Origin of the sequence: Lachnoclostridium sp. An169 (assembly GCF_002160525.1) — a bacterium.
Taxonomy (GTDB): domain Bacteria; phylum Bacillota; class Clostridia; order Lachnospirales; family Lachnospiraceae; genus Mediterraneibacter; species Mediterraneibacter cottocaccae.
In genome coordinates, this window is record NZ_NFKT01000011.1 from 72268 (window position 1) to 98562 (window position 26295).

At 51.1% G+C, this 26295-nt stretch carries 23 protein-coding genes; all 23 read left to right on the top strand.

What is annotated here, in order from left to right; all coding sequences use genetic code 11:
• Positions 1-2 precede the first annotated feature (2 nt).
• The 23 genes from B5F07_RS09560 (at position 3) to dnaJ (ending at position 25994) form a co-directional block, all read left to right on the top strand.
• Positions 3-1193 (top strand): iron-containing alcohol dehydrogenase, encoded by a 1191-nt coding sequence (locus B5F07_RS09560; protein WP_087161053.1) that lies wholly within the window; start codon positions 3-5, stop codon positions 1191-1193.
• Positions 1190-1510 carry a hypothetical protein gene (locus tag B5F07_RS09565; protein WP_087161054.1) on the top strand — a complete coding sequence of 107 codons (321 nt, stop codon included), beginning with the start codon at positions 1190-1192 and terminating at the stop codon, positions 1508-1510. The genes B5F07_RS09560 and B5F07_RS09565 overlap by 4 nt, the downstream gene beginning before the upstream one ends.
• A gap of 5 nt (positions 1511-1515) precedes the next feature.
• Positions 1516-2040: a nitroreductase gene (locus B5F07_RS09570; protein WP_087161055.1), complete on the top strand. Its 525-nt coding sequence runs from the start codon at positions 1516-1518 to the stop codon at positions 2038-2040.
• Positions 2041-2182: 142 nt separating this feature from the next.
• Entirely contained in the window at positions 2183-3061 is an 879-nt protein-coding gene (proB, locus tag B5F07_RS09575; protein WP_087161056.1) for a glutamate 5-kinase, read from the top strand.
• Between the two features lie 56 nt (positions 3062-3117).
• Positions 3118-4368 carry a glutamate-5-semialdehyde dehydrogenase gene (locus B5F07_RS09580; protein ID WP_087161057.1) on the top strand — a complete coding sequence of 417 codons (1251 nt, stop codon included), beginning with the start codon at positions 3118-3120 and terminating at the stop codon, positions 4366-4368.
• 218 nt (positions 4369-4586) lie between these two features.
• Positions 4587-5627: an N-acetyl-gamma-glutamyl-phosphate reductase gene (argC, locus tag B5F07_RS09585; protein WP_087161058.1), complete on the top strand. Its 1041-nt coding sequence runs from the start codon at positions 4587-4589 to the stop codon at positions 5625-5627.
• 153 nt (positions 5628-5780) lie between these two features.
• Positions 5781-6227 (top strand): GNAT family N-acetyltransferase, encoded by a 447-nt coding sequence (locus B5F07_RS09590; RefSeq protein WP_087161105.1) that lies wholly within the window; start codon positions 5781-5783, stop codon positions 6225-6227.
• 49 nt (positions 6228-6276) lie between these two features.
• On the top strand, positions 6277-7500 hold the full coding sequence (argJ, locus tag B5F07_RS09595; RefSeq protein WP_087161059.1) for a bifunctional glutamate N-acetyltransferase/amino-acid acetyltransferase ArgJ: 1224 nt from the start codon (positions 6277-6279) through the stop codon (positions 7498-7500).
• Between the two features lie 146 nt (positions 7501-7646).
• Positions 7647-8549 (top strand): acetylglutamate kinase, encoded by a 903-nt coding sequence (gene argB, locus B5F07_RS09600; RefSeq protein ID WP_087161060.1) that lies wholly within the window; start codon positions 7647-7649, stop codon positions 8547-8549.
• Positions 8536-9726 (top strand): aspartate aminotransferase family protein, encoded by a 1191-nt coding sequence (locus B5F07_RS09605; RefSeq protein WP_204248836.1) that lies wholly within the window; start codon positions 8536-8538, stop codon positions 9724-9726. Before argB ends, B5F07_RS09605 begins: the two co-directional genes overlap by 14 nt.
• 87 nt (positions 9727-9813) lie before the next feature.
• Entirely contained in the window at positions 9814-10245 is a 432-nt protein-coding gene (locus tag B5F07_RS09610) for a DMT family transporter (protein WP_087161061.1), read from the top strand.
• Between the two features lie 166 nt (positions 10246-10411).
• On the top strand, positions 10412-11131 hold the full coding sequence (locus B5F07_RS09615; RefSeq protein WP_242972488.1) for a helix-hairpin-helix domain-containing protein: 720 nt from the start codon (positions 10412-10414) through the stop codon (positions 11129-11131).
• Positions 11132-11155: 24 nt separating this feature from the next.
• Positions 11156-11842, top strand: a complete 687-nt coding sequence (locus tag B5F07_RS09620; protein ID WP_087161062.1) for a response regulator transcription factor — start codon at positions 11156-11158, stop codon at positions 11840-11842.
• Between the two features lie 61 nt (positions 11843-11903).
• Positions 11904-13283 (top strand): sensor histidine kinase, encoded by a 1380-nt coding sequence (locus tag B5F07_RS09625; RefSeq protein WP_242972489.1) that lies wholly within the window; start codon positions 11904-11906, stop codon positions 13281-13283.
• 2 nt (positions 13284-13285) lie between these two features.
• Positions 13286-14227, top strand: a complete 942-nt coding sequence (locus B5F07_RS09630; protein WP_087161064.1) for a GerMN domain-containing protein — start codon at positions 13286-13288, stop codon at positions 14225-14227.
• Between the two features lie 23 nt (positions 14228-14250).
• Positions 14251-16629 (top strand): DNA internalization-related competence protein ComEC/Rec2, encoded by a 2379-nt coding sequence (locus tag B5F07_RS09635; protein ID WP_242972490.1) that lies wholly within the window; start codon positions 14251-14253, stop codon positions 16627-16629.
• Positions 16630-16639: 10 nt separating this feature from the next.
• Positions 16640-17623 (top strand): DNA polymerase III subunit delta, encoded by a 984-nt coding sequence (holA, locus tag B5F07_RS09640; RefSeq protein WP_087161066.1) that lies wholly within the window; start codon positions 16640-16642, stop codon positions 17621-17623.
• Positions 17624-17634: 11 nt separating this feature from the next.
• The gene (lepA, locus tag B5F07_RS09645; RefSeq protein ID WP_087161067.1) at positions 17635-19449 is read left to right on the top strand and encodes a translation elongation factor 4; all 1815 of its coding nucleotides are present in this window, start codon (positions 17635-17637) and stop codon (positions 19447-19449) included.
• A 32-nt stretch (positions 19450-19481) separates the two neighbouring features.
• Positions 19482-20672 (top strand): radical SAM family heme chaperone HemW, encoded by a 1191-nt coding sequence (hemW, locus tag B5F07_RS09650; protein WP_087161068.1) that lies wholly within the window; start codon positions 19482-19484, stop codon positions 20670-20672.
• A gap of 132 nt (positions 20673-20804) precedes the next feature.
• Positions 20805-21854: a heat-inducible transcriptional repressor HrcA gene (gene hrcA / locus B5F07_RS09655; protein ID WP_087161069.1), complete on the top strand. Its 1050-nt coding sequence runs from the start codon at positions 20805-20807 to the stop codon at positions 21852-21854.
• Positions 21855-21879: 25 nt separating this feature from the next.
• A complete protein-coding gene (grpE, locus tag B5F07_RS09660) occupies positions 21880-22626 on the top strand; it encodes a nucleotide exchange factor GrpE (RefSeq protein ID WP_087161070.1) in 747 nt (248 codons plus the stop codon).
• Positions 22627-22727: 101 nt separating this feature from the next.
• The gene (dnaK, locus tag B5F07_RS09665; RefSeq protein WP_087161071.1) at positions 22728-24611 is read left to right on the top strand and encodes a molecular chaperone DnaK; all 1884 of its coding nucleotides are present in this window, start codon (positions 22728-22730) and stop codon (positions 24609-24611) included.
• A gap of 192 nt (positions 24612-24803) precedes the next feature.
• Positions 24804-25994, top strand: a complete 1191-nt coding sequence (gene dnaJ, locus B5F07_RS09670; protein ID WP_087161072.1) for a molecular chaperone DnaJ — start codon at positions 24804-24806, stop codon at positions 25992-25994.
• Positions 25995-26295 lie beyond the last annotated feature (301 nt).

Here is a 26295-nt window from a genome sequence, read left to right on the forward strand (position 1 = left end):
ATATGGAAAATTTTAAATACTACACTCCGACGAAAGTTGTTTTCGGAAGAGGGGTGGAGAACCAGGTCGGAGAACTGGTAAAAGAACAGGGATGCAGAAAGGTGCTTGTTCACTATGGAAGCGGAAGCGTCCTAAGAAGCGGGCTGCTGGACCGGGTGCTTGATTCCCTGAAAGCGGAAGGGATTCCTGCTGTGGAACTGGGAGGAGTCGTTCCGAATCCGCGGCTGTCTCTTGTCCGTGAAGGAATTGAGCTGTGCCGCAGGGAAGGAATTGATTTCATCCTTGCCGTGGGCGGGGGCAGCGTTATTGATTCTGCAAAGGCTATCGGTTACGGTGTTGCAAATGAAGGCGATGTGTGGGACTTCTATGAGAAGAAGCGCCAGGCAAAAGGGTGCCTTCCCATCGGCGCGGTACTTACCATTTCGGCAGCAGGTTCGGAGATGAGCGATTCCTCCGTGATTACCAATGAAGACGGCTGGCTGAAGCGGGGGTACAGCAGTGATTACGGCAGGGCGAGATTCGCGGTGATGAATCCGGAGCTTACCATGACACTTCCGAAATACCAGACGGCAAGCGGATGTGTGGATATTATGATGCACACCATGGAGCGCTATTTTAATATGAGCGAAAATATGGAGCTGACGGACGGAATCAGCGAACAGCTGATCCGCACTGTGAAGAAAAATGCAGAGATCCTCATGGATGAGCCGGATAATTATGATGCGCGTGCGGAAGTGATGTGGGCGGGAAGTCTTTCCCATAACGGACTTACCGGATGCGGAACAGACGGCGGCGACTGGGCAAGCCATCAGCTGGAACATGAGCTTGGGGGCATGTTTGACGTGGCTCACGGCGCGGGGCTTGCTGCAATCTGGGGGACCTGGGCGAGATATGTGATCGATGCCCGCCCGGAACGTTTCGCACAGTTTGCCGTAAAAGTTATGGATGTGGAGCCGGGAAAGGATGCCCTGGAGACCGGTCTGAAAGGAATCGAGGCCATGGAGGCATTTTACCGGAGAATCGGTATGCCTGTCTGTATCTGTGATCTGGGAATTGATCCGACGGAAGAGCAGATGCGGGAAATGGCGGAAAAATGCAGTCACTTCCGGAAACGGACGGTTGGGTGCGTGAAGAAACTGGATGTAAATGACATGTATGAGATTTACAGAAACGCGAAAGGAAGGATGGCATGAAAAGTGCAGTAGAAATACTGGATGAGCTTCAGAACCTGGCGATTGGTGACAGTAATCTGAGGGAACGGCTGCTGAAGACACGGCAGAGTGAAGATCCTTTGGAGGAATTCTGCCGGGTGTGCCGGGAACTGGGATATGAACTCTATCCTATGGACATTGTTCAGTCAGGAGATGAGTTCTACGCAACAATGAAACGGAGCACGAACGGCGGCGGGGAGAATTCTCCGGTTCTTGAAGGAGAGGACGACCCGTATGAAATGTTTTTTGCAAGCCTGGAACAGGCAGAAAAAGAAAATAGATTACAGCAGGAGGAGTAACAGTTATGGAAGGAACATTAAATGATTTGAAGGCAAGAAGAAGTATCCGTGCATACAGACCGGAGCAGATTAAAGAGGAAGAACTGCAGAAGATCCTTGAGGCGGGAACCTATGCGCCCACCGGTATGGGAAAACAGTCGCCGAAGATCGTTGTCGTGCAGGATCGGGAGACGAGAGATCTTCTGTCCAGGCTGAATGCAGAGGTGATGGGAACGGATTCCGATCCGTTTTACGGAGCTCCCACTGTGCTTGTGGTTCTGGCAGACCGGGAGAGACCGACCTGTGTGGAGGACGGCTCCCTTGTCATGGGAAATCTGATGAATGCGGCACATGCGGTCGGCGTTGGTTCCTGCTGGATTCACAGGGCCAGGGAAGTGTTTGATTCAGAGGAAGGAAAGGCGCTGCTGAAAAAGTGGGGAATCGAAGGGGACTACATCGGTGTCGGACACTGTATTCTCGGATATCCCGCGGAGGGTGCGGTCCCGGAGGCAAAACCGCGGAAAGCAGATTATGTCGTATATGTAAGATAGCGGACATTTTCCGGCTTTATACTTCCTTCAGACTTTGCAAAATATACTATGGCAGAAATGGAGGAATAATGGTATACTATAATGCAGTCGGCAGGGGGGAGTTATTCCCTGCGGATGTACAGTTTGATGGAAGGTCAGAAAAATGGACAGGAAAGAGATACTGGTTAATAAGAAACGAATAGTGATCAAGGTGGGAACGACCACGATCACATACAGCGAGACGGGGAATATCAATCTGGACAAACTGGAAAAATTTGTCCGGGTTCTCATCAATCTGCGAAATCAGGGAAAAGAAGTCATCGTCGTTTCCTCGGGAGCGGTGGGCGTCGGGAAAAATGCTCTCGGCATGAAGCAGAAACCGGAGACAGAGGCGGCGAAGCAGGCCTGTGCAGCAGTAGGACAGGCGAGATTGATGATGATCTATGAAAAATTATTTAATGAATATGCTCAGCTGACGGCTCAGGTACTGCTCACCAAGGAGTCGGTTACGAACAAGGAGTGCAGGCGCAATGCGCGACAGGCGTTTGACGAGCTGTTCCGGATGAATGTGGTTCCGATTGTCAATGAGAATGACGCCATATCCGTGGATGAACTTTCCTATGGGAACTTCGGAGACAACGATACGCTGGCCGCCTATGTGGCGAAACTGGTGGATGCAGATCTGCTGATCCTCATGTCGGATATCAACGGGCTGTATACGGATGATCCGAAACTGAATCCTCAGGCAAAGCTGATTCATACGGTCGGACGGATCGATGCCCGGCTTGAATATATGGCAAAGGGTGCCTCCACGGAACTCGGGACAGGCGGTATGGCGACAAAGATCAAGGCGGCAAAGATCGCTACGGCGGCAGGTGCGGATATGGTGATCGCAAATGGGGAGAACATTTACACGATTAACGATATTATGGCCGGAAAACGTGTCGGGACGCTGTTCCTCTCCAAAGAACACCGGAAGGACAGGGCAAAGAAGCCGGGAATGAAGAAGAAATCTGCAGAGGCAGAGGAGACAAAGAGCTGAGAACCTGCCGGACGGCGGGACAGGAAGGAATACGGAGAAAGGAGTACTAGAACAGGATGTCAACTTATATGGAGATGCTGGCCGGACTGGCAAAGGAAGCTTCCAGGGAGGCGGCGAAACTCGGTACTAATGACAAGAACAGGGGACTTGCTGCCGTGGCAGACGAACTGATTGCCCAGCAGGAGAATATTCTGGCGGAAAATGCAAAGGACCTGACGGCGGCAGAGGCAAAGGGAGTAAAGAAGTCCCTGCTTGACCGCCTCGCCCTTTCCGAGAAGCGGATCGCCGATATGGCGGAAGGTCTCAGACAGATTATCTCTCTGGATGATCCTATCGGGGAACTGCTGTATATGAAGAACCGCCCGAACGGGCTGCGGATCGGGAAAAAGAGAGTGCCTCTCGGGGTTGTGGGAATTATCTATGAGTCCCGCCCGAATGTGACTGCGGATGCTTTCGGGCTCTGTTTTAAGACAGGAAATGCAGTAATTCTCCGTGGCGGAAGTGATGCAATTCACTCCAACCAGGCGATTGTAAAAGCAGTGAAAGCCGGTCTGAGAAAAGCAAAGCTCTGTCAGGACCTGATCCTTCTTGTAGAGGATACAAGCCGTGATGTGGTCAATGAGATGATGCGGATGCATGGACTTATTGATGTGCTGATTCCGCGAGGAGGAGCCGGCCTGATTGCAAATGTAGTGGAACACAGCACGGTCCCGGTAATCGAAACAGGTACCGGAAACTGTCATATTTATGTGGACCAGTCTGCGGATCCGGCGATGGCGGCGGAGATCGTGGAAAACGCAAAGACTCAGAGAATGGGCGTGTGCAATGCATGTGAGTCCCTTGTGATCCACGCGGATGCGGCGCCGGTGGTCCTGCCCCGTATTGTCAGAAAGCTGAAAGATCATCAGGTTGAGATACGCGGGGATGAGCGGGCGATGGCGATCAGCCCGGAGATTGTCCCTGCCACGGAGGAAGACTGGGGAACCGAGTATCTGGACGCCATTATTTCGGTGAAGACAGTGGATTCCATTGATGAGGCGATCGCGCATATCAATAAATACAATACAGGACATTCAGAGTCAATCATCACAAAAGACTATGACAATGCTCTGAAATTCCAGGATGAGATTGATGCTGCGGCAGTGTATGTGAATGCTTCCACACGCTTTACTGATGGATTTGAGTTTGGTTTCGGTGCGGAGATCGGTATCAGCACACAGAAGCTCCATGCCAGAGGACCTATGGGGCTGGAGGCGCTGACTACTACGAAATATGTGATTTTTGGAAATGGACAGGTAAGAAAGTAGACAGACAACTTCAGAGCTGAATACCGAGCATCAGGTAATAAGGTTACAGAACCCGGTTTTGCGGACAGCCTGCCAGGGGCGGTTCAGAAAACCGGGTTTTTTCGCGGATTTAAAAATAATGGTTGCATAATATGCAAAAAAGATGTATTATTATGCAATACAAATCAAAACAGTAAGATCTGATTTGGAAAAATGATGATAGAAAGGAACGGACAGATATGATAAAAGCAGGAATTATCGGAGCAACGGGATACGCGGGCGGAGAGCTGGTCCGAATCCTTCTGGGACATAAAGATGCTGAAATCAAATGGTATGGTTCCAGAAGTTATATAGATAAAAAATATGCGGAAGTGTATCAGAATATGTTTCAGATTGTCGATGCAGTCTGCATGGATGACAACATGGAAGCACTGGCCGATCAGGTGGATGTGATTTTCACGGCCACACCACAGGGGCTCTGCGCTTCTCTGGTCAGCGAGGAGATCCTGTCAAAAACAAAAATCATTGATTTAAGTGCAGACTTCCGTCTGAAAGATGTAAAGACATATGAGGAGTGGTATAAGATTGAGCATAAGGCCCCGCAGTTTATCGACGAAGCGGTTTACGGACTGTGTGAGATTAACCGTGAGGATGTAAAAAAAGCCCGTCTGGTGGCAAATCCGGGCTGCTATACAACATGTTCCATTCTGACGGCATATCCGCTGGCAAAAGAGGGGCTGATCGACATGAGCACACTCATTATCGATGCGAAATCCGGAACTTCAGGAGCCGGAAGAGGAGCAAAACTACCCAACCTCTTCTGCGAGGTCAATGAAAATATCAAGGCTTACGGTGTGGCGACACACCGCCATACGCCGGAGATCGAGGAGCAGCTCGGCTATGCGGCAGGAGAAAAAGTTGTGCTTAATTTTACACCTCATCTCGTTCCCATGAACCGGGGCATACTTGCCACAGAGTACGCAAAGCTCACAAAAGATGTAAGCTATGACGAGGTAAGGGCTGTTTACGAGAAATATTACGGCGGTGAGAAATTCATCCGCCTGCTGGACCGGGATGTGTGTCCGGAGACAAAGTGGGTGGAAGGCAGCAATTATGTGGATATCGGCTTTAAGATCGATCCGAGGACCGGAAGAATTATCATGATGGGTGCGATTGATAATCTTGTGAAAGGTGCGGCGGGGCAGGCAGTTCAGAATATGAACCTGATGTTCGGGCTGCCGGAGAGCGAAGGTCTGGAACTCGTACCGATGTTTCCGTAAATAATCGGGGACGTAGTAAAATGCAATTTGACTACGTCCCCAATTGAAGTCAGGGGTGTCCCGAATTGCGATATACTGTGTCCCAAAATGAGCAGCAGTATGTCCCGGATTAGAAAAAGGGGTGTCCCTGGATGATGCAGAAAGGTGAAAATGATGATTCGTGTAATGACTATTGACGATTACGATGAAGTATATGCGCTGTGGAAAAAGATCAAGGGATTCGGCATCCGCAGCATTGATGATTCCCGGGAGGGTGTGGAAAGATTCCTGCGGAGAAATCCCACGACGAGTGTGGTTGCGGTGAAAGACGGCAAGATCGTGGGAAGTATTCTCTGCGGTCATGATGGAAGGCGCGGATGCCTGTATCATGTCTGTGTGGATGAGGCATACAGAAGACATGGCATTGGAAAAGAGATGGTTGTGCATGCAATGCGGGCGCTGAAAGAGGAAAAGATTAACAAAGTTTCTCTGATTGCTTTTACGAAAAATGATATTGGAAATGCGTTCTGGAATACGATCGGATGGACGGAGCGACTGGATTTGAACTATTATGATTTTACACTGAATGAAGAGAATATTACAGCATTTAACGAGCAGTAGATCCGCAAAATGTAAATGAGCGGACAGCAGATTAAGGAGGAGATCAGATATGAAAGTGATTGAAGGCGGCGTTACAGCGGCAAAAGGATTCGAAGCTGCGGCTGCGGCTGCGGGAATCAAGTATCAGGGACGCACGGATATGGCGCTTGTTTACAGTGAAAAACCGTGCAAAGTCGCAGGTACATTTACGACGAATGTAGTGAAAGCTGCCCCTGTAAAATGGGATCAGAATATCGTGGCAAACGGATGGAAATCCCAGGCGGTTATCGTAAATTCCGGGATAGCAAATGCGTGTACCGGAGAGGAGGGAATGCATTACTGCGCGGAGACGGCAAAAGAGGCTGCAAAAGTACTGGGCGTGGATGAAAAAGCGGTTCTGGTCGGCTCAACCGGCGTGATTGGAATGCAGATTCCGATTGAAAAACTGAAAGCGGGTATTACAATGCTTGCCAGTGCAAAAAGCCCGGATCTGCAGAGTGGGACGGATGCTGCCAGGGCGATTATGACTACGGATACCCGGAAAAAAGAGGCGGCAGCGACATTTGAAATCGGCGGAAAAACAGTAACTGTCGGCGGAATGTCGAAAGGCTCCGGAATGATCCACCCCAATATGTGTACCATGCTGGCCTTTGTGACAACGGACGCTGTGATTTCCCGCAAGGCGCTGCGCAAAGCGCTGAAAAGCGTGGTAAAAGACACCTATAACATGATTTCGGTGGATGGAGATACTTCTACGAATGACACGGCACTTCTTTTGGCAAACGGTATGGCGGAAAACGAAAAAATACGTTATGGCACAGAGGAATATGAAAAATTCAAAGAGGCACTTCTCTATGTAAATGAAACTCTTGCCAAGGAAATGGCAGGAGACGGAGAGGGCGCCACGGCTCTTCTCGAAGTAAAGATTGTCGGGGCTCAGTCAAAAAAACAGGCAAAAAAACTGGCAAAATCCGTGATTTGTTCGAATCTGACAAAAACCGCTATCGCCGGGCATGACGCCAACTGGGGCAGGATCCTGTGTGCAATGGGATACTCCGGCGCACAGTTTGATCCGGAAAAAGTTGATCTGTTCTTCGAAAGTAAAGCAGGAAAACTGCAGATCATAGAAAATGGAGTTGCTCTCCCTTACAGTGAAGAAAAGGCGACAGAGATCCTCTCCCAGGAAAAAGTCACGGTTACCGCTGACATAAAGGAAGGCGGATATGAGGCGGCGGCATGGGGATGCGATCTGACTCACGGGTATATTGAAATTAATGCAGATTACCGGAGCTGATGACCGGTAACAGAACCCCTTAACTCTCCGTAAATCTACTACATTATATCAAAAAGGGACGGGGGTTAAAGCATTTGGGGACACACTTAACGTTAATTGGGGACGTAGTAAAATTGAATTTTACTACGTCCCCGAAGGAGGTAATCATGAACGAAAACATGCAGAAATATCTTGAAAAGGCGCAGGTGCTGATCGAGGCGCTTCCGTACATCCAGCGCTTCAACCGCAAAATCATCGTCGTGAAATACGGCGGCAGCGCCATGGTGGACGAGAACTTGAAGAAGCGGGTGATCGAGGACGTGACGCTCTTAAAGCTCTGCGGCTTCAAGCCGGTTATCGTCCACGGCGGCGGCAAGGAGATCAGCAAATGGGTCGGCAAAGTCGGAATGGAGCCGAAATTTATCAATGGGCTGCGGGTGACGGATGAGGAGACCATGGAGATCGCAGAAATGGTTCTTGGCAAGGTGAACAAAAGTCTTGTCCAGCTTGTGGAGAGTCTCGGAGTGAGGGCCATCGGAATCAGCGGCAAGGACGGGGCGCTTCTGAAAGTGGAAAAGAAGTATTCGGAAGGCCAGGATATCGGATATGTCGGAGAGATACGAGAGGTCAATTCATCGATTATATATGATCTTCTGGAGAAGGATTTCCTGCCGATCATCTGTCCGGTAGGACTTGACGACGATTACAACACTTACAATATTAACGCGGACGATGTGGCGTGTGCGGTAGCCACGGGGCTCAATGCGGAGAAACTTGCATTTCTGACGGATATCGAAGGCGTTTACAAGGATCCGGATGATCCGTCTACCCTGATCTCGGAGCTTGAGGTGGAAGAGGCGAAGAAACTGATCTCTTCCGGCTATATCGGCGGCGGTATGCTTCCGAAACTCCAGAACTGCATCGACGCCATCGAGAATGGTGTCTCCCGGGTGCATATCCTGGATGGAAGAATCCCCCATTGTCTCCTTCTGGAGATTTTCACGAACAAAGGAATCGGAACAGCAATATTGAGCAGTAAAGAAAGCAGGTATTACAATGGTGAACAGTAACATTCAGGCGGCAGAGGAAAATCTGATCCACGTCTATAACAGATTTCCCATCGCTCTTGACCACGGCGAGGGAATGTATCTCTATGACACAGAGGGCAGGGAATATCTTGATTTTGCAGCAGGGTTTGCGGTTGTCGGCCTGGGGTATAACTGCCGGGAACTGAACGATGCGCTGAAAGCGCAGATCGACCGGCTGTACCATACTTCCAACCTCTACTATCACGAGAGCTGCGGAGAGGCGGCGCAGGAACTGAACCGGATTTCCGGCATGGACCGGGTGTTTTTTACAAACAGCGGCGGCGAGGCAAACGAAGGCGCGCTGAAAGCTGCGAGAAGATATGCCTATACGAAACAGACCGGGCGCTATGAGTTTATTGCCATGGAAAATTCCTTCCACGGGAGAACGTTCGGTGCGGTATCCGTGACCGGACATGAGGAGTACCGGGAGCCGTTCGAACCCCTGGTGCCGGGCGTGAGATTCGCAAAATTCAACGATCTTGACAGCGTGAAAGCGTTGGTAAACGAAAAGACCTGCGCTATTATTCTGGAGCCTCTCCAGGGCGAAGGCGGCATCAACCTGGCAACCCCGGAATTTATGGAAGGAATCCGTAAGATCTGTGACGAGAACGGAATCCTGATGATCTGCGACGAAGTGCAGTGCGGCATGGGAAGAACGGGAAGCATGTTTGCGTGGCAGAAGTTCGGGGTGAAACCGGATATCATGACCATGGCGAAAGCTATCGGAAACGGTATTCCGGTAGGCGCTTTTGCAATGACGGAGGAAGTGGCGCAGTTTTCTCTGAAACCGGGTGATCACGGCGCTACATACGGCGGGAATCCTCTGGCATGCACGGCGGTGAAGAAAGTCATTGAGATTTTTGAACGCGAAGATATCGTCGGTCATGTAAACAAGGTGGCTCCGTATCTGACAAAACGCCTGGACGAAATCGTAGAAGAGTTCGACTGCGTTACAGAGAGAAAAGGAACCGGACTGATGCAGGGCCTTGCATTTGCACCGTCAAAACCGGTTGCGGAAGTGAACAGCCGTGCGGTGGAAGAGGGGCTGCTTGTGATCCAGGCACTGCAGAATGTGATTCGTTTTGTCCCTCCGCTTATCGTGGAAGAAAAACATATCGACGAGATGATTGAGAAACTGAGAAAAATTCTCTCGGAATAGGGGATTGTTCGGAAAAGCACGCATAAAAAACCGTTCATCGGACATACTACCAGGCAGACAAGCATATACTGCATGGAGGTAGGAATGATGATCGGTTTTTTGATTGCTCTTTTATCGGGAGCGCTGATGAGTGTTCAGGGTGTATTTAATACGCAGGTTACAAAGACGACAGGGGTCTGGGTCAGCAACGGCTGGGTTCAGATTTCTGCTTTTGCGGTCTGTCTTGTAGTCTGGCTTTTTACCGGGCGGGACAGCATTGCGGCGCTTGGAAAGGTGGAGCCGAAATATATGCTTTTAGGAGGTGTTATCGGTGCGGGGATCACCTGGACCGTGATCAAGAGCATTGAAGCCCTCGGACCGGCAAAATCTGCTCTCCTCATTGTGATCGCACAGCTTGCGGTGTCTTATATCATCAGTCTGTTCGGAATGTTCGGGATGGATAAGGAGCCCTTTGAGTGGCGGAAAGCAGGGGGGCTTCTCCTGGCTGTGATCGGAATTGCGATTTTCCAGTGGGAATAAACGGCATGTAATATTTATGTAATAAAACGAGGGAAAATGTAACAAAATCCGGATCTCTTAACAAAGATGTAATTGTCTATTGTAATTTCTCCGGAAATTCGATACAATGTTACTGTCCGGCATAAAAGGGGTATTTCTCACGGCCTGCGGACTGTGAGGAGATTATATGCAGGAAAAGAACGGAAAACAGAAGAGAATGTTGTGTGTGCCGGCCATGATGCTTTTCTTCATGGCATTTCTTTTCTGTACGGCATGTGGAAACGGAAAAACGGAAGATGGACTGCAGGAGATCAAACTTGCCGGTGCGGGAGAAAACAGCGGCACAGAAAACAGCGGCACAGACGGTGCAGGTTCTGGTGCGGCGAAGGATGGTTCAGAGCAAAACGTATACGTATATGTGTGCGGCGCGGTAAACAGTCCGGGAGTCTATGAACTTGCCGGGGGATCCCGCGTATTCGAGGCGCTTGCCCTTGCAGGCGGCGTCACGGAGGATGCAGCTCCGGAACTGGTCAGCCAGGCCAGGGCTGTGGAGGACGGAGAACAGATCTATGTTCCCACCAGGGAAGAGGCGCAGCGGTACGCAGACGGAGGAGATGGCAGCGGCTTACAGGCCGAAGGTGCAGGTGCTTACGGGGCGGGAACCGGCTGGTTGAATCCGGCTGATGCATGGAACGCTCAGGGCACGGAGAACAGTGGAAAAGTTAATATAAATACTGCCGGAAAAGAGGAACTTATGACGCTTACCGGGATCGGTGAGGCGAAGGCGCAGAGTATCATCGCCTACCGGGAGAAGAACGGAAGGTTTCAGAGCGTTGAAGAGATCATGGAGATCGAGGGAATCAAAGAGGGCGTATTTAATAAGATAAAGGATGATATTACAATATAGAACAGGGAGTCTGAAAACAGGAGTATGAGTAAAAAAATTTTGGTTGTAGATGACGAGAAGCTGATTGTGAAGGGAATCCGTTTCAGCCTGGAACAGGAAGGGATGGAAGTGGACTGCGCATATGACGGCGAGGAAGCGCTTGAGTATGCCAGAAACTGCGAATACGATCTTGTTCTGCTGGACGTGATGCTGCCCAAGCTGGACGGTTTCCAGGTGTGCCAGCAGATCCGGGAATTTTCCGACATGCCGATTGTCATGCTGACAGCAAAAAGTGAAGATATGGATAAGATCCTGGGACTGGAGTACGGCGCAGATGACTATATCACCAAGCCTTTTAACATCCTGGAGGTTAAGGCCAGGATCAAGGCGATCATGCGCAGGACATCCAAGCGCAGGGAACCTGCACAGAGTCCCATGCTGATCAAGGGAAATATGAAGATTGACTGCGAGAGCCGCCGGGTTTTCATCGGAGAGCGGGAGATCAATCTGACGGCGAAGGAGTTCGATGTACTGGAACTTCTGGCCATGAATCCGAATAAGGTATACAGCCGGGAGAACCTGCTCAATCTTGTCTGGGGATATGACTATCCGGGCGATGCCAGAACCGTGGATGTACATATCCGCCGGCTGAGAGAGAAGATAGAGACCAATCCGAGCGAACCGAAATACGTACATACAAAGTGGGGAGTGGGTTATTATTTCCAGGGGTAAGCTGAAGTACAAATTAAGAGACCGGATTTTTAAGAACCTGCGGTTCCGGATTATCCTGTTTATGCTTCTGGCAGGGATCATCCCGTGTGTTGCCGCGCTTTTTGTGATTGTGACCGCCTATGAAAGCCGCGCGGTGGCGCTGCGGACGGCGGAGATCCAGAACCAGTGCACGATTCTGTGCAACCAGCTGAATAATTACCAGTACCTGCAGGATCCCTCCTCGGAAGTGATTAACGTCAGCCTGTACCAGCTCACCAATATTTACAGCGGGCGGGTGATGGTAATCGATGAAAACCTGAAGGTGGTGAAGGATACATACAGCCTGGATGAGGGAAAAACGGATGTATCGGAGAACGTGATCCGCTGTATGCGGGGAGAGACGCCCAGTTTTTATGACCGGGAGAACAACTATATCGAAGTCACATCCCCTATTATGGAGCCGGGAGGAAACCGGGTCATCGGAGTGATGCTTGCCAGTGTTTCCACAGATGTCATCGAGGACTCCATCGATATCCTCTATACCCAGGGAAGCGTGATCATCGGCATTGCCCTGCTGCTTCTCGGAGTGTGCAGTGTGTTTGCGGCAGACCGGGTAGTGCGTCCTCTTCACCGGATTACCGGGGCGATTGAAAATGTAAATGAAGGTTATACGGATGACGTACTCCATGTGGATACCTTTACCGAGACGAGGCAGATGAGCGAGGCGTTCAACAAGATGCTGGGACGTCTGAAAATTCTGGATGAATCCAGGGAGGAGTTCGTCTCCAATGTCTCCCATGAACTGAAGACCCCCATGACTTCCATGAAAGTCCTGGCGGACTCCCTTCTTGAGCAGGATGGTGTGCCCGAGGAAATGTATAAGGAATTCCTGGGGGATATTGCAAAGGAGATTGACCGTGAGAACCAGATTATCACGGATCTTCTTTCCCTTGTAAAGATGGACAAGACAGGGCAGAATATCAATATTACGTCTGTGAATATCAACGATCTGCTGGAGCAGATTTTAAAAAGGCTCAAACCCATCGCAGAGAAGAAAAACGTGGAGATGGTCATGGAGAGTTTCCGTCCTGTGACGGCAGAGATCGATGAGACGAAGTTTTCACTGGCGGTGTCCAACCTTGTGGAAAATGCCATCAAGTATAACCATGACGACGGCTGGGTGCATGTGTCCCTGAATGCGGATCACAAGTATTTCTATATCAAGGTGGAAGATTCCGGTATCGGGATACCGGAAAAGGACCAGGCTCACATTTTTGAACGGTTTTACCGGGTGGACAAGTCCCATTCCCGGGAGATCGGCGGCACCGGCCTGGGGCTTGCCATTGCAAGAAATGCAGTGATTGTTCACCGGGGATCAATCCGCGTGTACAGCAAAGAAGGAGAAGGAACCACGTTCACCGTGAGAATACCGCTGATTTACGTGGCGGCGCAGGAGGGATAAAGATGAGAAATACAGGAAAATATCTCCATCGGATCCTGTGCCTGCTTCTTGCAGTTCTGACCGGGGCAGCACTGACTGCCTGCAGCAGCAGGACGGATGTGAGACCGGGGGATTCCTTTATCTATTGCCTGAATACAGACCGGACAGGGCTGGTGAAAGTCACCTGTGAGATCCCGGCGGGGGATGCTCAGGAACAGGCAGAGGCGGTTCTCGAAGAAATGAAGGCCCCGGCGGAGGAGATTGAGTATACAACGGTGATTCCGGCCAAAGTGGAGATCCTGGGATGTACGCTTCGGGGGAGCATCCTGGATGTGGATTTCAGTGCGGAATACCTGGAGATTGAGAAACTGGAAGAAAAGCTGATCCGTGCGGCGGTTGTCCAGTCGCTTGTACAGATCAGCGGAATTAATGCGGTCTCGTTTACTGTAGACGGAAATGCACTGCAGGATGAGACGGGAAATGCCGTCGGTCTGATGAACGGAGACGATTTCGTGGAAACTGCCGGGTCATCTCCCAGCAGTTATCAGACAGACTCGCTGACGCTGTATTTTGCGAACGGGAGCGGAGACAAACTCGTTGCGCAGAAGATGGACGTCAGATACAGCAGCAATGTGTCAAAGGATAAACTGATTGTGGAAAAACTGATGCAGGGGCCTCAGGGAAGCGGCGCATATCCGACCATCAACCCGAATGCCAACCTGCTGAGCGTGACGATCAAGGATGGGATATGCTATGTGAATTTTGACAGCGCATTTCTCACGGGGGCCTATGACGTCCTGCCGGAAATCACAGTCTATTCCATCGTGAACTCTGTCGTGGAGGGCACGGAGGCACATCAGGTGCAGATCACCATCAATGGTGAATCAAACGCAAAATATATGGAGACTGTGGATCTGTCACAGCCTCTTTCTGAAAATCTGGAATTGGTCGCAGCTGAAGATTAAGAATGATAAAAAGGCCTTTGTGCATGACATGTATACTGTTCCTTGTCATCCAGGCCGTAAGAACCGTAGTTCTCGGGCAGCCGGAGGAGCTTAAGCCGTCTGCCCTGGAACGGGCTGTCTCCGGTGGGGAACAGGTGACACTTACGGGTACGGTGGAACGGGTGGAGGAGAAGGAAAAGGTGACGGCTGTCTTTCTGAGGGACAATGCCGTATCAGTTGACGGGCAGATCACAGAAGAATCCCATATACTTGTTTACATCAGAAAAAATAATAATCCGGGAGAGGAGGATACGGCAGAGCTATGTCCTGCACCCGGAAACATCGTCCGGGTGTCCGGGGAAACGCAGCTTTTTGAGAGCGCTCGGAATCCCGGGAACTTTGATCAGAAATTCTATTATCAGAAACAGGGGATCCATGTTCTTGTCTGGGCGGAAGAACTCCATATCATATCCGCAGAGACAGATAGGCTGCAGGTATTCCTCTCAGACTTGAGATCCAGGTGGAAGGAGCTTCTTCTCAGACACCTGGGCGAGTACTACGGGGGTACCATGAGTGCCATACTGCTCGGGGAAAAGAGCGGAATGGACGACGGGATGAAGAAGCTTTATCAGAAAAACGGGATCAGCCATATTCTGGCCATCTCCGGACTTCATATGTCTTTCATCGGTATGGGGCTCTACAGCATGCTCCGCAGGATGGGATTTTCTTTTGCTCCTGCAGGAATTGCCGGGGGAACGGTCCTCCTGCTCTATACGGTAATGATCGGAGCAGGCGTGTCGGCCCTGCGGGCGCTGATCATGTTTCTGGTCAGGATCGGGGCGGACATTACGGGAAGGGATTACGACCTGCCTACGAGTCTCGCGCTGTCGGCAGCCATCCTCTGCGCTGTTCAGCCTCTGAATCTGCTGGACGCCGGATTCCAGCTCTCCTTCGGGGCGATCCTGGGGATATCCCTTTTTCATCCGGTATTCTCAGAAATGTTCGGCTGTGCCGGACTGCGGGAAACTGTCAGACAGCAGGAAAATGCCGGGAGCCGGCCGGGACTGCGCTTTCTGCTGAAGATTTTCGAAGGACTTTCCACGAGCATGGCGGTCAATGTGCTTCTTCTGGGACCGCTGCTCTACTTTTATTTTGAGATCCCGCCCTATTCGGTAATCCTTAACCTGATTGTGATACCGGTGATGCCTCTGGCAATGGGGGCGGGAATCCTGGGGTCTGGCCTGGCACTTCTGTGGGACAGGGCAGGAGGCGTGGTGCTTAAGTTCTCGGGCGCCGTGCTCTTTTTCTACGACCGGGTCTGCGGGGCGGCTTCGGTCCTTCCGGGCAGCCGGATTGTGACGGGACAGCCGGATACCGGGTGGCTTGTCATATATTACGGTATCCTTGCCTTTTTCTGCATCTTCTTTTTCTGTCTGCAGAGGAAGAAAAAAGCTGTGGAAGGAGCTGTGGAAAAAGACAGAATACAGCAGGATCCCCGGTACCGGCGCTGCCGCCGGATGATGCGGCTGACCGGAGGTGCCGTACTTCTTTTTGCAGTGGCAATGATATTTTCCTGCCGCAGTGGATACACAGGCAGCGGCGTGCAGGTGACGGTGCTGGATGTAGGGCAGGGAGACGGAATTTTCATCCGCGGTCCCTCGGGGGAAAATTATTTCGTGGACGGAGGGAGCAGCAGCGTCTCCTCTGTGGGCACATACCGGATCGAACCCTTTCTTCTGTCCCAGGCGGCAGAGTGTATTGATTACGCTTTTCTCACCCACGGGGATGAGGACCATGTGAACGGCATCCTGGAACTTCTGGAGAATCAGGAGCTTGGAATCCGCATACGGACCCTGGTGCTCCCGGCAGAAGAATATCTGGATGAAACTCTTCTCGGGGCAGCGCGCACCGCGCGGGAGAACGGCACCCGGGTGGTGACCATGGATGCCGGAGCGCAGATCCGGGAGAAAGAAAAAGGAGGAGAGCAGGAACTTGTGCTCACCTGTCTCGGCCCGTCAGGCGCAGGGAAAGCCGGAAACGCGGCTTCTCTCGTCCTGGACCTTTCCTATGGAGCTTTTGACATGCTTTTTACCGGCGACGTGGAAGGACAGGGGGAAAAGGCGCTTCTGGAGAGCGGCAGGCTCCGGCAGTATGATGTGTTGAAGGCAGCCCACCACGGCTCGAAGAATTCCGGAAGCGAGGAATTTCTGGCGGTGGTAAAGCCGCTGCTTACCATAATATCCGCAGGCGTGGACAACCGCTACGGGCATCCCCATGAGGAGACGCTGGACCGGCTTGCGCAGGCGGGAAGCGAAGTCTGTTCCACCCAGGAGCAGGGGGCGGTCACGATCCGGACCGACGGAATAAAAATGACCGTGAAGCCTGCAATCCCTCTTGTCAAACCCGGGGCATTTCCTATATAATACAAGAGTTATGAAAAGCTTGAATGAAGATTTGAAAACCGGAAATTTTAAACAGATCTATCTTCTGTACGGAGAAGAGGGATATCTGAAAAAACAGTATAAGGACCGTTTCATCAAGGCAATGCTCCCTGACGGGGACACGATGAACTACGCCTACTATGAGGGCAAAGGGGTGGATGTAAAGGAGGTCATCGACCTGGCGGAGACGCTGCCCTTCTTCGCGGAGCGCAGGCTGATCGTGTTCGAGAATACGGGGTTTTTCAAAAGCGCGGGCACAGAACTTGCAGATTATGTGAAGGATATGCCGGAGACCACGTATTTCATCTTTATCGAAAACGAGGTGGACAAGCGCAGCAAACTCTACAAGGCGGTAAAGGCAAAAGGGCATATCGTGGAGCTGTCCACACAGGATGAGAACACGCTGCGGCGGTGGATCGCAGGCCTTGTAAAGAAGGAAAACAAGGCGATGTCCGGCGATACGATCACCTATTTCCTGAACCGGGTGGGAACCGATATGGAGAACATCCAACGGGAACTGGAGAAAGCGGTCTGCTACGCCATTGACAGGAACGAGATCACAAAAGCGGATGTGGATGCGGTCTGTGTCACTCAGATCACCAGCCATATCTTTGAGATGGTGGATGCGGTGGCGGACAGAAACCAGAAAAAGGCGCTGGATCTCTACTATGAGCTGTTGGCACTCAAGGAGCCTGCCATGCGGATCCTCTTTCTTCTGATCCGACAGTACCGGCTCCTTTTCCAGGTGAAGGCGCTTGCAGGTCAGGGGTACGGCAGAAAGGAGATCGCCTCAAAGGCGGGCCTGCATCCTTTTGTGGCGGGAAAATACATGGATCTGTCCAAACGGTTTAAGGCAGGTGAACTGCGCGCAGTCATGGAAGAGGGCGCGGAGATCGAGCAGAGTGTAAAGACCGGGCTTCTCACCGACACGCTTGCGGTGGAGCTCTTTATTGTAAAATATTCAGGCAGGGCTTAGGAGGAATAGAATTGGCTGCTATAGAACAGAAGAATATAAGAAATTTTTGTATTATCGCACACATTGACCACGGAAAATCGACGCTGGCGGACCGGATTATCGAGATGACCGGGCTCCTTACGAGCCGGGAGATGCAGTCCCAGGTCCTGGACAATATGGATCTGGAGCGGGAGAGAGGAATCACCATCAAGGCCCAGGCAGTCCGGACAGTTTACAAGGCAGATGACGGAGAAGAATATCTGTTTAATCTGATCGACACCCCGGGACATGTGGACTTTAACTATGAAGTGTCCAGAAGCCTGGCAGCCTGTGACGGCGCTATTCTCGTGGTGGATGCGGCGCAGGGGGTGGAGGCGCAGACGCTGGCAAATGTCTATCTGGCTCTTGACCATGATCTGGATGTCATGCCGGTGATCAACAAGATCGACCTGCCCAGTGCAGACCCGGAGAGGGTGAAGGAGGAGATCGAGGATGTGATCGGGATCGACGCAGAGGACGCCCCGCTGATTTCCGCAAAGACGGGCCTCAATGTTCATGAGGTGCTGGAGCAGATTGTCAGGAAGATTCCGGCGCCCCAGGGAGATCCGGATGCGCCGCTCAAAGCGCTGATCTTTGATTCCGTCTACGACTCCTACAAGGGAGTGATCGTGTTCTGCCGGATCAAGGAGGGAACCGTAAAGCGGGGAACCCCCATGCTGATGATGGCTACCGGAGCGAAGGCTGATGTGGTGGAAGTAGGGACTTTCGGAGCCGGGCAGTTTATTCCCTGTGATGAACTGAGCGCCGGAATGGTAGGCTACATCACGGCAAGCCTGAAAAATGTCCATGAGACCCGGGTGGGCGATACCATTACAAACGCGGAGAATCCCTGTGATGAGCCGCTGCCCGGATACAAGAAAGTCAACCCCATGGTATACTGCGGACTTTATCCATCTGACGGGGCCAAGTATCCGGACCTGAGGGATGCTCTGGAGAAACTGCAGTTAAACGACGCTGCCCTGCAGTTTGAACCTGAGACATCCGTGGCGCTGGGATTCGGCTTCCGCTGCGGTTTCCTGGGACTGCTCCACCTGGAGATCATCCAGGAGAGACTGGAGAGAGAATACAACCTGGACCTGGTGACCACAGCGCCCAGTGTAATTTACAAGATCCACAAGACCAACGGGGAAGTCATCGATCTGACGAACCCCACCAACATGCCGGATCCCTCCGAGATCGACTATATGGAGGAGCCGATGGTGAAAGCGGAGATCATGGTGACCTCGGAGTTCATCGGCGCGATTATGGATCTCTGTCAGGAGCGGCGCGGTGTCTATCAGGGCATGGAGTACATTGAGGAGAAGCGCGCAGTCCTGCATTACAACCTTCCTCTCAACGAGATCATCTATGATTTCTTCGATGCCCTCAAGTCCCGTTCCAGAGGATATGCATCCTTTGATTATGAGATGATGGGATATCAGCGCTCCGAGCTTGTGAAGCTGGATATCCTGATAAATAAGGAAGAAGTGGATGCACTGTCATTCATCGTATACGAAGGAAGCGCATACGACAGAGGCCGGCGTATGTGCGAGAAACTGAAAGAGGAGATCCCGCGTCAGCTCTTCGAGATCCCGATCCAGGCAGCCATCGGCAGCAAGATTATTGCCAGGGAGACGGTCAAGGCGATGCGCAAGGACGTTCTTGCCAAATGTTACGGAGGAGATATCTCCCGTAAGAAGAAACTTCTGGAAAAGCAGAAGGAAGGAAAGAAGCGGATGCGCCAGGTGGGAAATGTGGAAATTCCGCAGAAAGCCTTCATGAGCGTGCTGAAACTGGATGACGACTGAGAAGGAGTCTTCTGAGAAAGGAGTTCCTTAAGATGAGAGAAAAGAAAGAACTGGAACTGTATGTGCACATTCCTTTCTGCATCCGGAAATGCGCTTACTGTGATTTCCTGTCCGGACCGGCGGATGAGAATACACGGGCGTCCTATGTGGACGCGCTGGTCCGGGAGATTCTGTCAAACAGGGATACATTTTCAGATTACCGTGTGAGTACGGTGTTTCTGGGCGGTGGAACCCCCTCTGTTTTAGAGGGGGCTCAGACCGCCCGGATTTTTCATGCCCTGCGGGAAAGCTTTGACATAGAGAAAGAGGCGGAGATTACAATCGAGGCAAATCCGGGGACTGTGACGGAGGATAAGCTGGACGTCTGGAAGAAATGCGGCATCAACCGCCTGAGCATCGGGCTTCAGTCTGCGGATGACCGGGAGCTTGCCATGCTGGGCAGGATCCACACGTACCGGGAATTCCTGGAGACCTGTGAGATGGCGCGGCAGAAGGACTTTTTTAATATCAATGTGGACCTGATATCCGCCATTCCGGGGCAGACGGTACAGAGCTGGAAGCGAACCCTGGAGACAGTGGCGGCGCTGGGACCGGAACACATTTCCGCGTACAGCCTTATTATAGAAGAGGGAACTTTGTTCTATGAGAGATACGGGGAAGAAGGGCAGTACGCCAAAGAGACGGCCGGGCAGGAGACGCGCCTTAGGAATCTCCCGCCGCTTCCGGATGAAGAGGAGGACCGGCTCATTTACAGCATGACGCGGGAAATTCTGAAAGATTACGGCTATCACAGATATGAAATCTCCAATTACGCCAGAGAAGGGTATGAGTGCCGGCACAATCTGGGATACTGGGAGAGGAAGGAATATCTCGGACTTGGCCTGGGTTCTTCCTCTCTGGTGGGAGAGAAGCGTTTCCACAATACGGCTGATATGAAAAAATATATGCAGGCACCCGCATCCGCAGAGATCAGGGAGGAGATCCAGGAACTGTCCGTGCAGGACCGGATGGAGGAGTACATGTTCCTGGGCCTGAGAAAAATGGAGGGAATCTCCGCCGCGGATTTCGCCCGTACATTTCAGACGGACATCGATGCAGTGTACGGCGAACAGCTCCGGAAACTCAGGGAGGAAGGGCTGCTTGAACGGGAGAACGGGAGAATCTGCCTCACTGACCGGGGAATTGATATCAGCAACTATGTGTTTTCTGAATTTATTTTGTGAAAAAATCGAGAATCGGTGTTGACAAACCGAAATCCCGGTGCTATCTTAATATACGTAAGGTGTTAGCACTCGAATGAACGGAGTGCTAATAACCCGAAAAACCCGGATACATTCAGAGAGGAGGCAAGAGGTATGGCAGTCGATACAGAATTAAGTGACAGAAAGCTCACGATACTTAAGGCTATCATACAGAACTACCTCGAGACAGGTGAGCCGGTCGGTTCCCGGACATTGTCAAAGTATACGGAACTGAATTTAAGTTCCGCAACGATCCGGAACGAGATGGCGGATCTTGAAGATCTGGGATATATCTTCCAGCCCCACACTTCGGCGGGAAGGATCCCTTCAGATAAAGGATACCGGCTGTATGTCGATATGCTGATGGAGGAAAAAGAACAGGAGATTACGCAGAGAGAGGACGCGATGCTGGAGAAGGCCGACAAGGTTGAAAAAGTTTTGCAGCAGGCGGCAAGAGTCCTGGCATCGAATACCAACTATGCGACGCTTGTCTCCTCACCGGTCAATAACCGGAACACATTAAAATTCATTCAGCTTTCACAGGTGGATGAAGAACAGATCGTGGCGGTTATCGTTCTGGGCGGCAATGTGATCAAGAATAAAATCATTGAAGTCGGTGAAAGACTAAGCAATGAGACGATGCTGAAGCTGAATATGCTTCTCAACACAACGCTGAACGGAATGTCCATCGATCAGATTACACTTGGACTGATCGCAAGGCTGAAGGAACAGGCAGGCATCCACAGTGAAGTGGTTGGTCATGTTCTGGATGCAGTGGCAGAGATCATCCATGTTGACGATGATATGCAGATCTACACAAGCGGTGCGACGAATATTTTCAAATATCCGGAGCTCAGCGACAAGCAGAGCGCACAGGAGATTATCAGTGCGTTCGAGGAAAAACAGCAGTTGGCGGATCTTGTGACTGAGACACTTGCAAGCGAGGACAGCCACGGGATTCAGGTTTACATCGGTGATGAGACGCCGGTCAAGAACATGAAAGACTGCAGTGTGGTGACAGCTACCTACGAGTTGGGAGAAGGCATGAAAGGTACGATCGGTATCATCGGTCCCAAGAGGATGGATTATGAACATGTCATGAGGACGCTGAAGACTCTCCAGAGTGAGTTGGATGCGATTTACAATAAAGACCCGAAAGAATAGAGAGGGAGAAAGCTGGTGAACAGAGATGAGTAATGAAGATAAGGTAAAGGAAGCTGTAGAGGAAGCAAAGGCAAAGGCAGCCAAAACGGCGGAGGAAGCTGCGCAGGCAGAAGAAAGTACCGGAGACGGGAAAGCCGGAGCGGCGGAAGATAATGCCGGGGCAGCCGGAAATGCGGATTCAGCGGCAGATACAGCGGATCAGACAGATCCGGAAGACGGGACAGAGGCCGAAGAAACGGCAGCTGATGAAGAAAACCCGGATGATGCAGAGAATGACAAATCTGCAGAAGAAAAACAGGAGAAGAAAAAATTCTTCGGAAAGAAAAACAAAAAAGACAAGAAGGATGAGAAGATCGAGGAACTGACCGACCGGCTCACCCGCCAGATGGCAGAGTTTGATAACTTCCGCAAGCGAACGGAAAAGGAGAAATCCCATATGTACGAAATCGGTGCGAAAGATATCATAGAAAAGATTCTTCCGGTTGTCGATAACTTCGAACGCGGACTTTCGTCCATGCCGGAGGAAGAAAAATCCACTCCTTTTGCAGAGGGAATGGAGAAGATTTACAAGCAGCTGATGACCACGCTTGATTCGATCGGCGTCAAGCCCATCGAGGCGGTCGGAAAGGAATTCAACCCCGATTTCCACAACGCGGTGATGCATGTGGAAGACGAGGAGGCGGAAGAAAATATCGTTGTTGAGGAATTCCAGAAAGGCTACACTTACCGCGATACCGTGGTAAGGCACAGCATGGTAAAAGTTGCAAACTGACAGTGAGCGCTTGGCGAGGTTTTTTCAAGCCTGGCGAGCCGAACATCACTTTAGAAATAATCAACATTTGGAACAATAAATTTATGGAGGAGGACTTCACTATGGGCAAAATAATTGGTATTGACCTTGGTACAACGAACAGCTGTGTGGCTGTTATGGAAGGCGGTCAGCCGACAGTCATCGCGAACACAGAAGGAGCGAGAACGACACCGTCTGTTGTGGCATTCACAAAGACAGGAGAGCGTCTTGTAGGAGAGCCGGCAAAACGTCAGGCAGTTACAAACGCATCCAGAACGATCTCTTCAATCAAGAGAGAGATGGGAACAGATTATAAAGTAGACATTGACGGAAAGAAATATTCTCCGCAGGAGATCTCTGCAATGATCCTTCAGAAACTGAAAGCAGATGCAGAAGGATACCTGGGAGAGAAGGTTACAGAGGCAGTTATCACAGTTCCGGCATACTTCAATGACGCACAGCGTCAGGCTACAAAGGATGCAGGAAAGATCGCAGGACTTGATGTAAAACGTATCATCAACGAGCCTACGGCAGCTGCACTGGCATATGGACTTGACAATGGAAAAGAGCAGAAGATCATGGTCTATGACCTTGGCGGCGGTACATTCGATGTATCGATCATCGAGATCGGCGACGGCGTTATCGAAGTTCTTTCCACAGCCGGAAACAACAGACTCGGCGGTGATGACTTTGACCAGAAGATCACAGATTACATGCTTGCTGACTTCAAGGCAAAAGAGGGCGTTGACCTGTCAGGAGACAAGATGGCTCTCCAGAGACTCAAAGAAGCCGCAGAGAAAGCAAAGAAAGAGCTTTCTTCCGCAACAACGACAAACATCAACCTTCCGTTCATCACAGCGACATCTGAAGGACCGAAGCACTTCGATATGAACCTGACGAGAGCAAAATTCGATGAACTGACAAGAGACCTTGTAGACAAGACAGCAGAGCCGGTAAAACGTGCTCTTTCCGATGCGGGAATCACAGCTGCAGACCTTGGCCAGGTACTTCTGGTAGGCGGATCTACACGTATTCCGGCTGTACAGGAAGAGGTTAAGAGACTGACAGGCAAAGAGCCGAGCAAATCTCTGAACCCGGATGAGTGTGTGGCACTCGGTGCTTCGATCCAGGGAGCAAAACTTGCAGGCGATGCAGGCGCAGGAGACATCCTTCTTCTGGACGTTACTCCGCTGTCACTTTCCATCGAGACGATGGGCGGCGTCGCTACAAGACTGATCGAGAGAAACACTACGATCCCGACGAAGAAGAGCCAGATCTTCTCCACAGCGGCAGATAACCAGACAGCAGTTGACATCAACGTTGTACAGGGCGAGAGACAGTTCGCAAAGGACAACAAATCACTCGGCCAGTTCAGACTGGACGGAATCCCGCCGGCTCCGCGTGGAGTACCGCAGATCGAGGTTACATTCGATATCGATGCAAACGGTATCGTAAACGTATCCGCTAAGGATCTCGGAACAGGAAAAGAGCAGCACATTACAATTACAGCAGGTTCCAATATGTCTGATGCCGAGATCGACAAGGCTGTCAAAGAGGCGGCTGAGTTCGAGGCTCAGGACAAGAAGAGAAAAGAAGCTATCGATGCGAGAAACGAAGCTGACGCAATGGTATTCCAGACAGAGAAAGCCCTCAAAGATGTGGGAGACAAACTGGATGCCAGCGATAAGGCAGCAGTTGAGGCAGATGTTCAGGCACTTAAAGATGTGCTTGCAAAATCCACTCCGGAGACTGCAGCCGATGCAGATGTAGCTGAGATCAAGGCTGCAAAAGACAAACTGATGGAGAGCGCCCAGAAGCTGTTCACAAAGATGTATGAGCAGGCAGGCGCGGGCGCCGGAGCAGGTGCCGGTGCAGCAGGCGGTCCGAATCCGGGAGCAGGAGCAGGTCCGGCACCGGATGGATTCCAGGGCGACGACGTTGTAGACGGAGACTACAAGGAAGTTTAAAAAGAATCTGACTGGTTTCACACAGGATAAAGAAAAAGTTTCTGTGACCATGGCCCTGCGGCTGTGGCCGCAGAAACTTTATTCGCGCAAAGGCGGCTGACATGAAATCAGCTGCATGCACGGGAAGAAGATACGAATGCCGGAGCAGAGAATGCGCGTGGATTTTAGAATGAAAGGTAGAGTATTAGTGTTATGGCAGAGTCAAAGAGAGATTATTATGAGGTGCTTGGCGTAGGAAGGGACGCCGATGAGGCAGCCATCAAAAAGGCATACCGTACCCTTGCAAAAAAGTACCATCCAGATATGAACCCGGGAGATGCCGAAGCCGAGAAGAAATTCAAGGAGGCATCGGAGGCGTATGCTGTCTTAAGTGACCCTGAAAAACGCCGTCAGTATGACCAGTTCGGCCACGCAGCATTTGAAGGCGGCGCCGGTGGAGCCGGTGGTTTCGGCGGTTTTGATTTCAGCGGTGCGGATTTCAGTGACATTTTCGGTGATATATTCGGCGATCTGTTCGGCGGCGGCCGCAGAGGCGGCAGGGGCAGCAACGGACCGATGAAGGGAGCCAATCTGAGGAAGAGCGTCCGCATTACTTTCGAGGAAGCTGTATTCGGATGTGAGAAAGAACTGGATCTTGTGCTGAAAGATCCCTGCGAAGACTGTCACGGGACAGGGGCAAAGCCGGGAACTACCCCGGAGACATGTACAAAGTGCGGCGGAAGAGGGCAGGTTGTCTATACTTCCCAGTCATTTTTCGGAACGGTTCAGAATGTTCAGACATGTCCGGAGTGCGGCGGTTCCGGTAAAGTGATCAAGGAGAAGTGTCCGAAGTGCTCCGGTACAGGTTACACTTCCAGCAGGAAGAAAATTAAGGTTAAGATCCCGGCAGGAATTGACAACGGACAGAGCGTTCGTATCCGGGATAAAGGAGAGCCGGGAATCAACGGAGGACCGAGAGGAGATCTTCTCGTGGAAGTCAATGTCTCCAGACACCCGATTTTCCAGAGACAGGATGTGCATATCTTTTCCACTGTGCCGATTTCGTTCGCAGTGGCAGCTCTTGGCGGAGATGTGAAGATCCCCACTGTAGACGGCGACGTAATCTATACAGTCAGCCCGGGAACAAAGACAGACACGAAGGTGCGCCTGAAAGGAAAAGGTGTTCCGTCACTGAGAAATCCCCAGGTGCGCGGCGACCATTACGTCACCCTCGTTATCCAGACGCCGGAACATCTGAGCAGCGAGGCAAAAGAAGCCCTGCGCAGATTCGATGAACTGACAGGAAACACCCTGCATCAGAACGATTCCGCAGAGGAGAAGAAAGAGAAAAAAGGGAAGAAGAAAGGTTTCATGGACAAAGTAAAAGAAGCCTTTGAAGAATAAAGATCGAAAAAATAAATCTTTCGCGGAGAGACAGACGGTTTCTTTCTGAATTAGTGATATGACAATAAGTCGCAGAGCATACAGAGATTTCAACACTCCGTATGCTCTGCTTGTTTATCAATCCGGAAGAAGGGAAGCGGTATGTGTGACTCTCTGCGAAAATTTGTTTTTTCGGTAAGGCTCAATTCCTTGTACTTTTACTGAAAAAATCTTTTGTACAGAGTTCAAATTGCGGAAAATAAAAAATTACTGATCTGAGAAGCCAACACAGACCGGGAGGATGATGCGTGAGCGGTGCGTT

Coding starts and splice junctions, on each gene's coding strand:
- B5F07_RS09580 (WP_087161057.1), top strand. CDS start 3,118: ATGTCAACTTATATGGAGATGCTGGCCGGACTGGCAAAGGAAGCTTCC.
- B5F07_RS09565 (WP_087161054.1), top strand. CDS start 1,190: ATGAAAAGTGCAGTAGAAATACTGGATGAGCTTCAGAACCTGGCGATT.
- B5F07_RS09620 (WP_087161062.1), top strand. CDS start 11,156: ATGAGTAAAAAAATTTTGGTTGTAGATGACGAGAAGCTGATTGTGAAG.
- holA (WP_087161066.1), top strand. CDS start 16,640: ATGAAAAGCTTGAATGAAGATTTGAAAACCGGAAATTTTAAACAGATC.
- argJ (WP_087161059.1), top strand. CDS start 6,277: ATGAAAGTGATTGAAGGCGGCGTTACAGCGGCAAAAGGATTCGAAGCT.
- B5F07_RS09560 (WP_087161053.1), top strand. CDS start 3: ATGGAAAATTTTAAATACTACACTCCGACGAAAGTTGTTTTCGGAAGA.
- argB (WP_087161060.1), top strand. CDS start 7,647: ATGAACGAAAACATGCAGAAATATCTTGAAAAGGCGCAGGTGCTGATC.
- B5F07_RS09590 (WP_087161105.1), top strand. CDS start 5,781: ATGATTCGTGTAATGACTATTGACGATTACGATGAAGTATATGCGCTG.
- B5F07_RS09610 (WP_087161061.1), top strand. CDS start 9,814: ATGATCGGTTTTTTGATTGCTCTTTTATCGGGAGCGCTGATGAGTGTT.
- B5F07_RS09615 (WP_242972488.1), top strand. CDS start 10,412: ATGCAGGAAAAGAACGGAAAACAGAAGAGAATGTTGTGTGTGCCGGCC.
- dnaK (WP_087161071.1), top strand. CDS start 22,728: ATGGGCAAAATAATTGGTATTGACCTTGGTACAACGAACAGCTGTGTG.
- grpE (WP_087161070.1), top strand. CDS start 21,880: ATGAGTAATGAAGATAAGGTAAAGGAAGCTGTAGAGGAAGCAAAGGCA.
- hrcA (WP_087161069.1), top strand. CDS start 20,805: ATGGCAGTCGATACAGAATTAAGTGACAGAAAGCTCACGATACTTAAG.
- B5F07_RS09570 (WP_087161055.1), top strand. CDS start 1,516: ATGGAAGGAACATTAAATGATTTGAAGGCAAGAAGAAGTATCCGTGCA.
- argC (WP_087161058.1), top strand. CDS start 4,587: ATGATAAAAGCAGGAATTATCGGAGCAACGGGATACGCGGGCGGAGAG.
- B5F07_RS09605 (WP_204248836.1), top strand. CDS start 8,536: ATGGTGAACAGTAACATTCAGGCGGCAGAGGAAAATCTGATCCACGTC.
- B5F07_RS09630 (WP_087161064.1), top strand. CDS start 13,286: ATGAGAAATACAGGAAAATATCTCCATCGGATCCTGTGCCTGCTTCTT.
- dnaJ (WP_087161072.1), top strand. CDS start 24,804: ATGGCAGAGTCAAAGAGAGATTATTATGAGGTGCTTGGCGTAGGAAGG.
- B5F07_RS09625 (WP_242972489.1), top strand. CDS start 11,904: ATGCTTCTGGCAGGGATCATCCCGTGTGTTGCCGCGCTTTTTGTGATT.
- B5F07_RS09635 (WP_242972490.1), top strand. CDS start 14,251: ATGACATGTATACTGTTCCTTGTCATCCAGGCCGTAAGAACCGTAGTT.
- proB (WP_087161056.1), top strand. CDS start 2,183: ATGGACAGGAAAGAGATACTGGTTAATAAGAAACGAATAGTGATCAAG.
- hemW (WP_087161068.1), top strand. CDS start 19,482: ATGAGAGAAAAGAAAGAACTGGAACTGTATGTGCACATTCCTTTCTGC.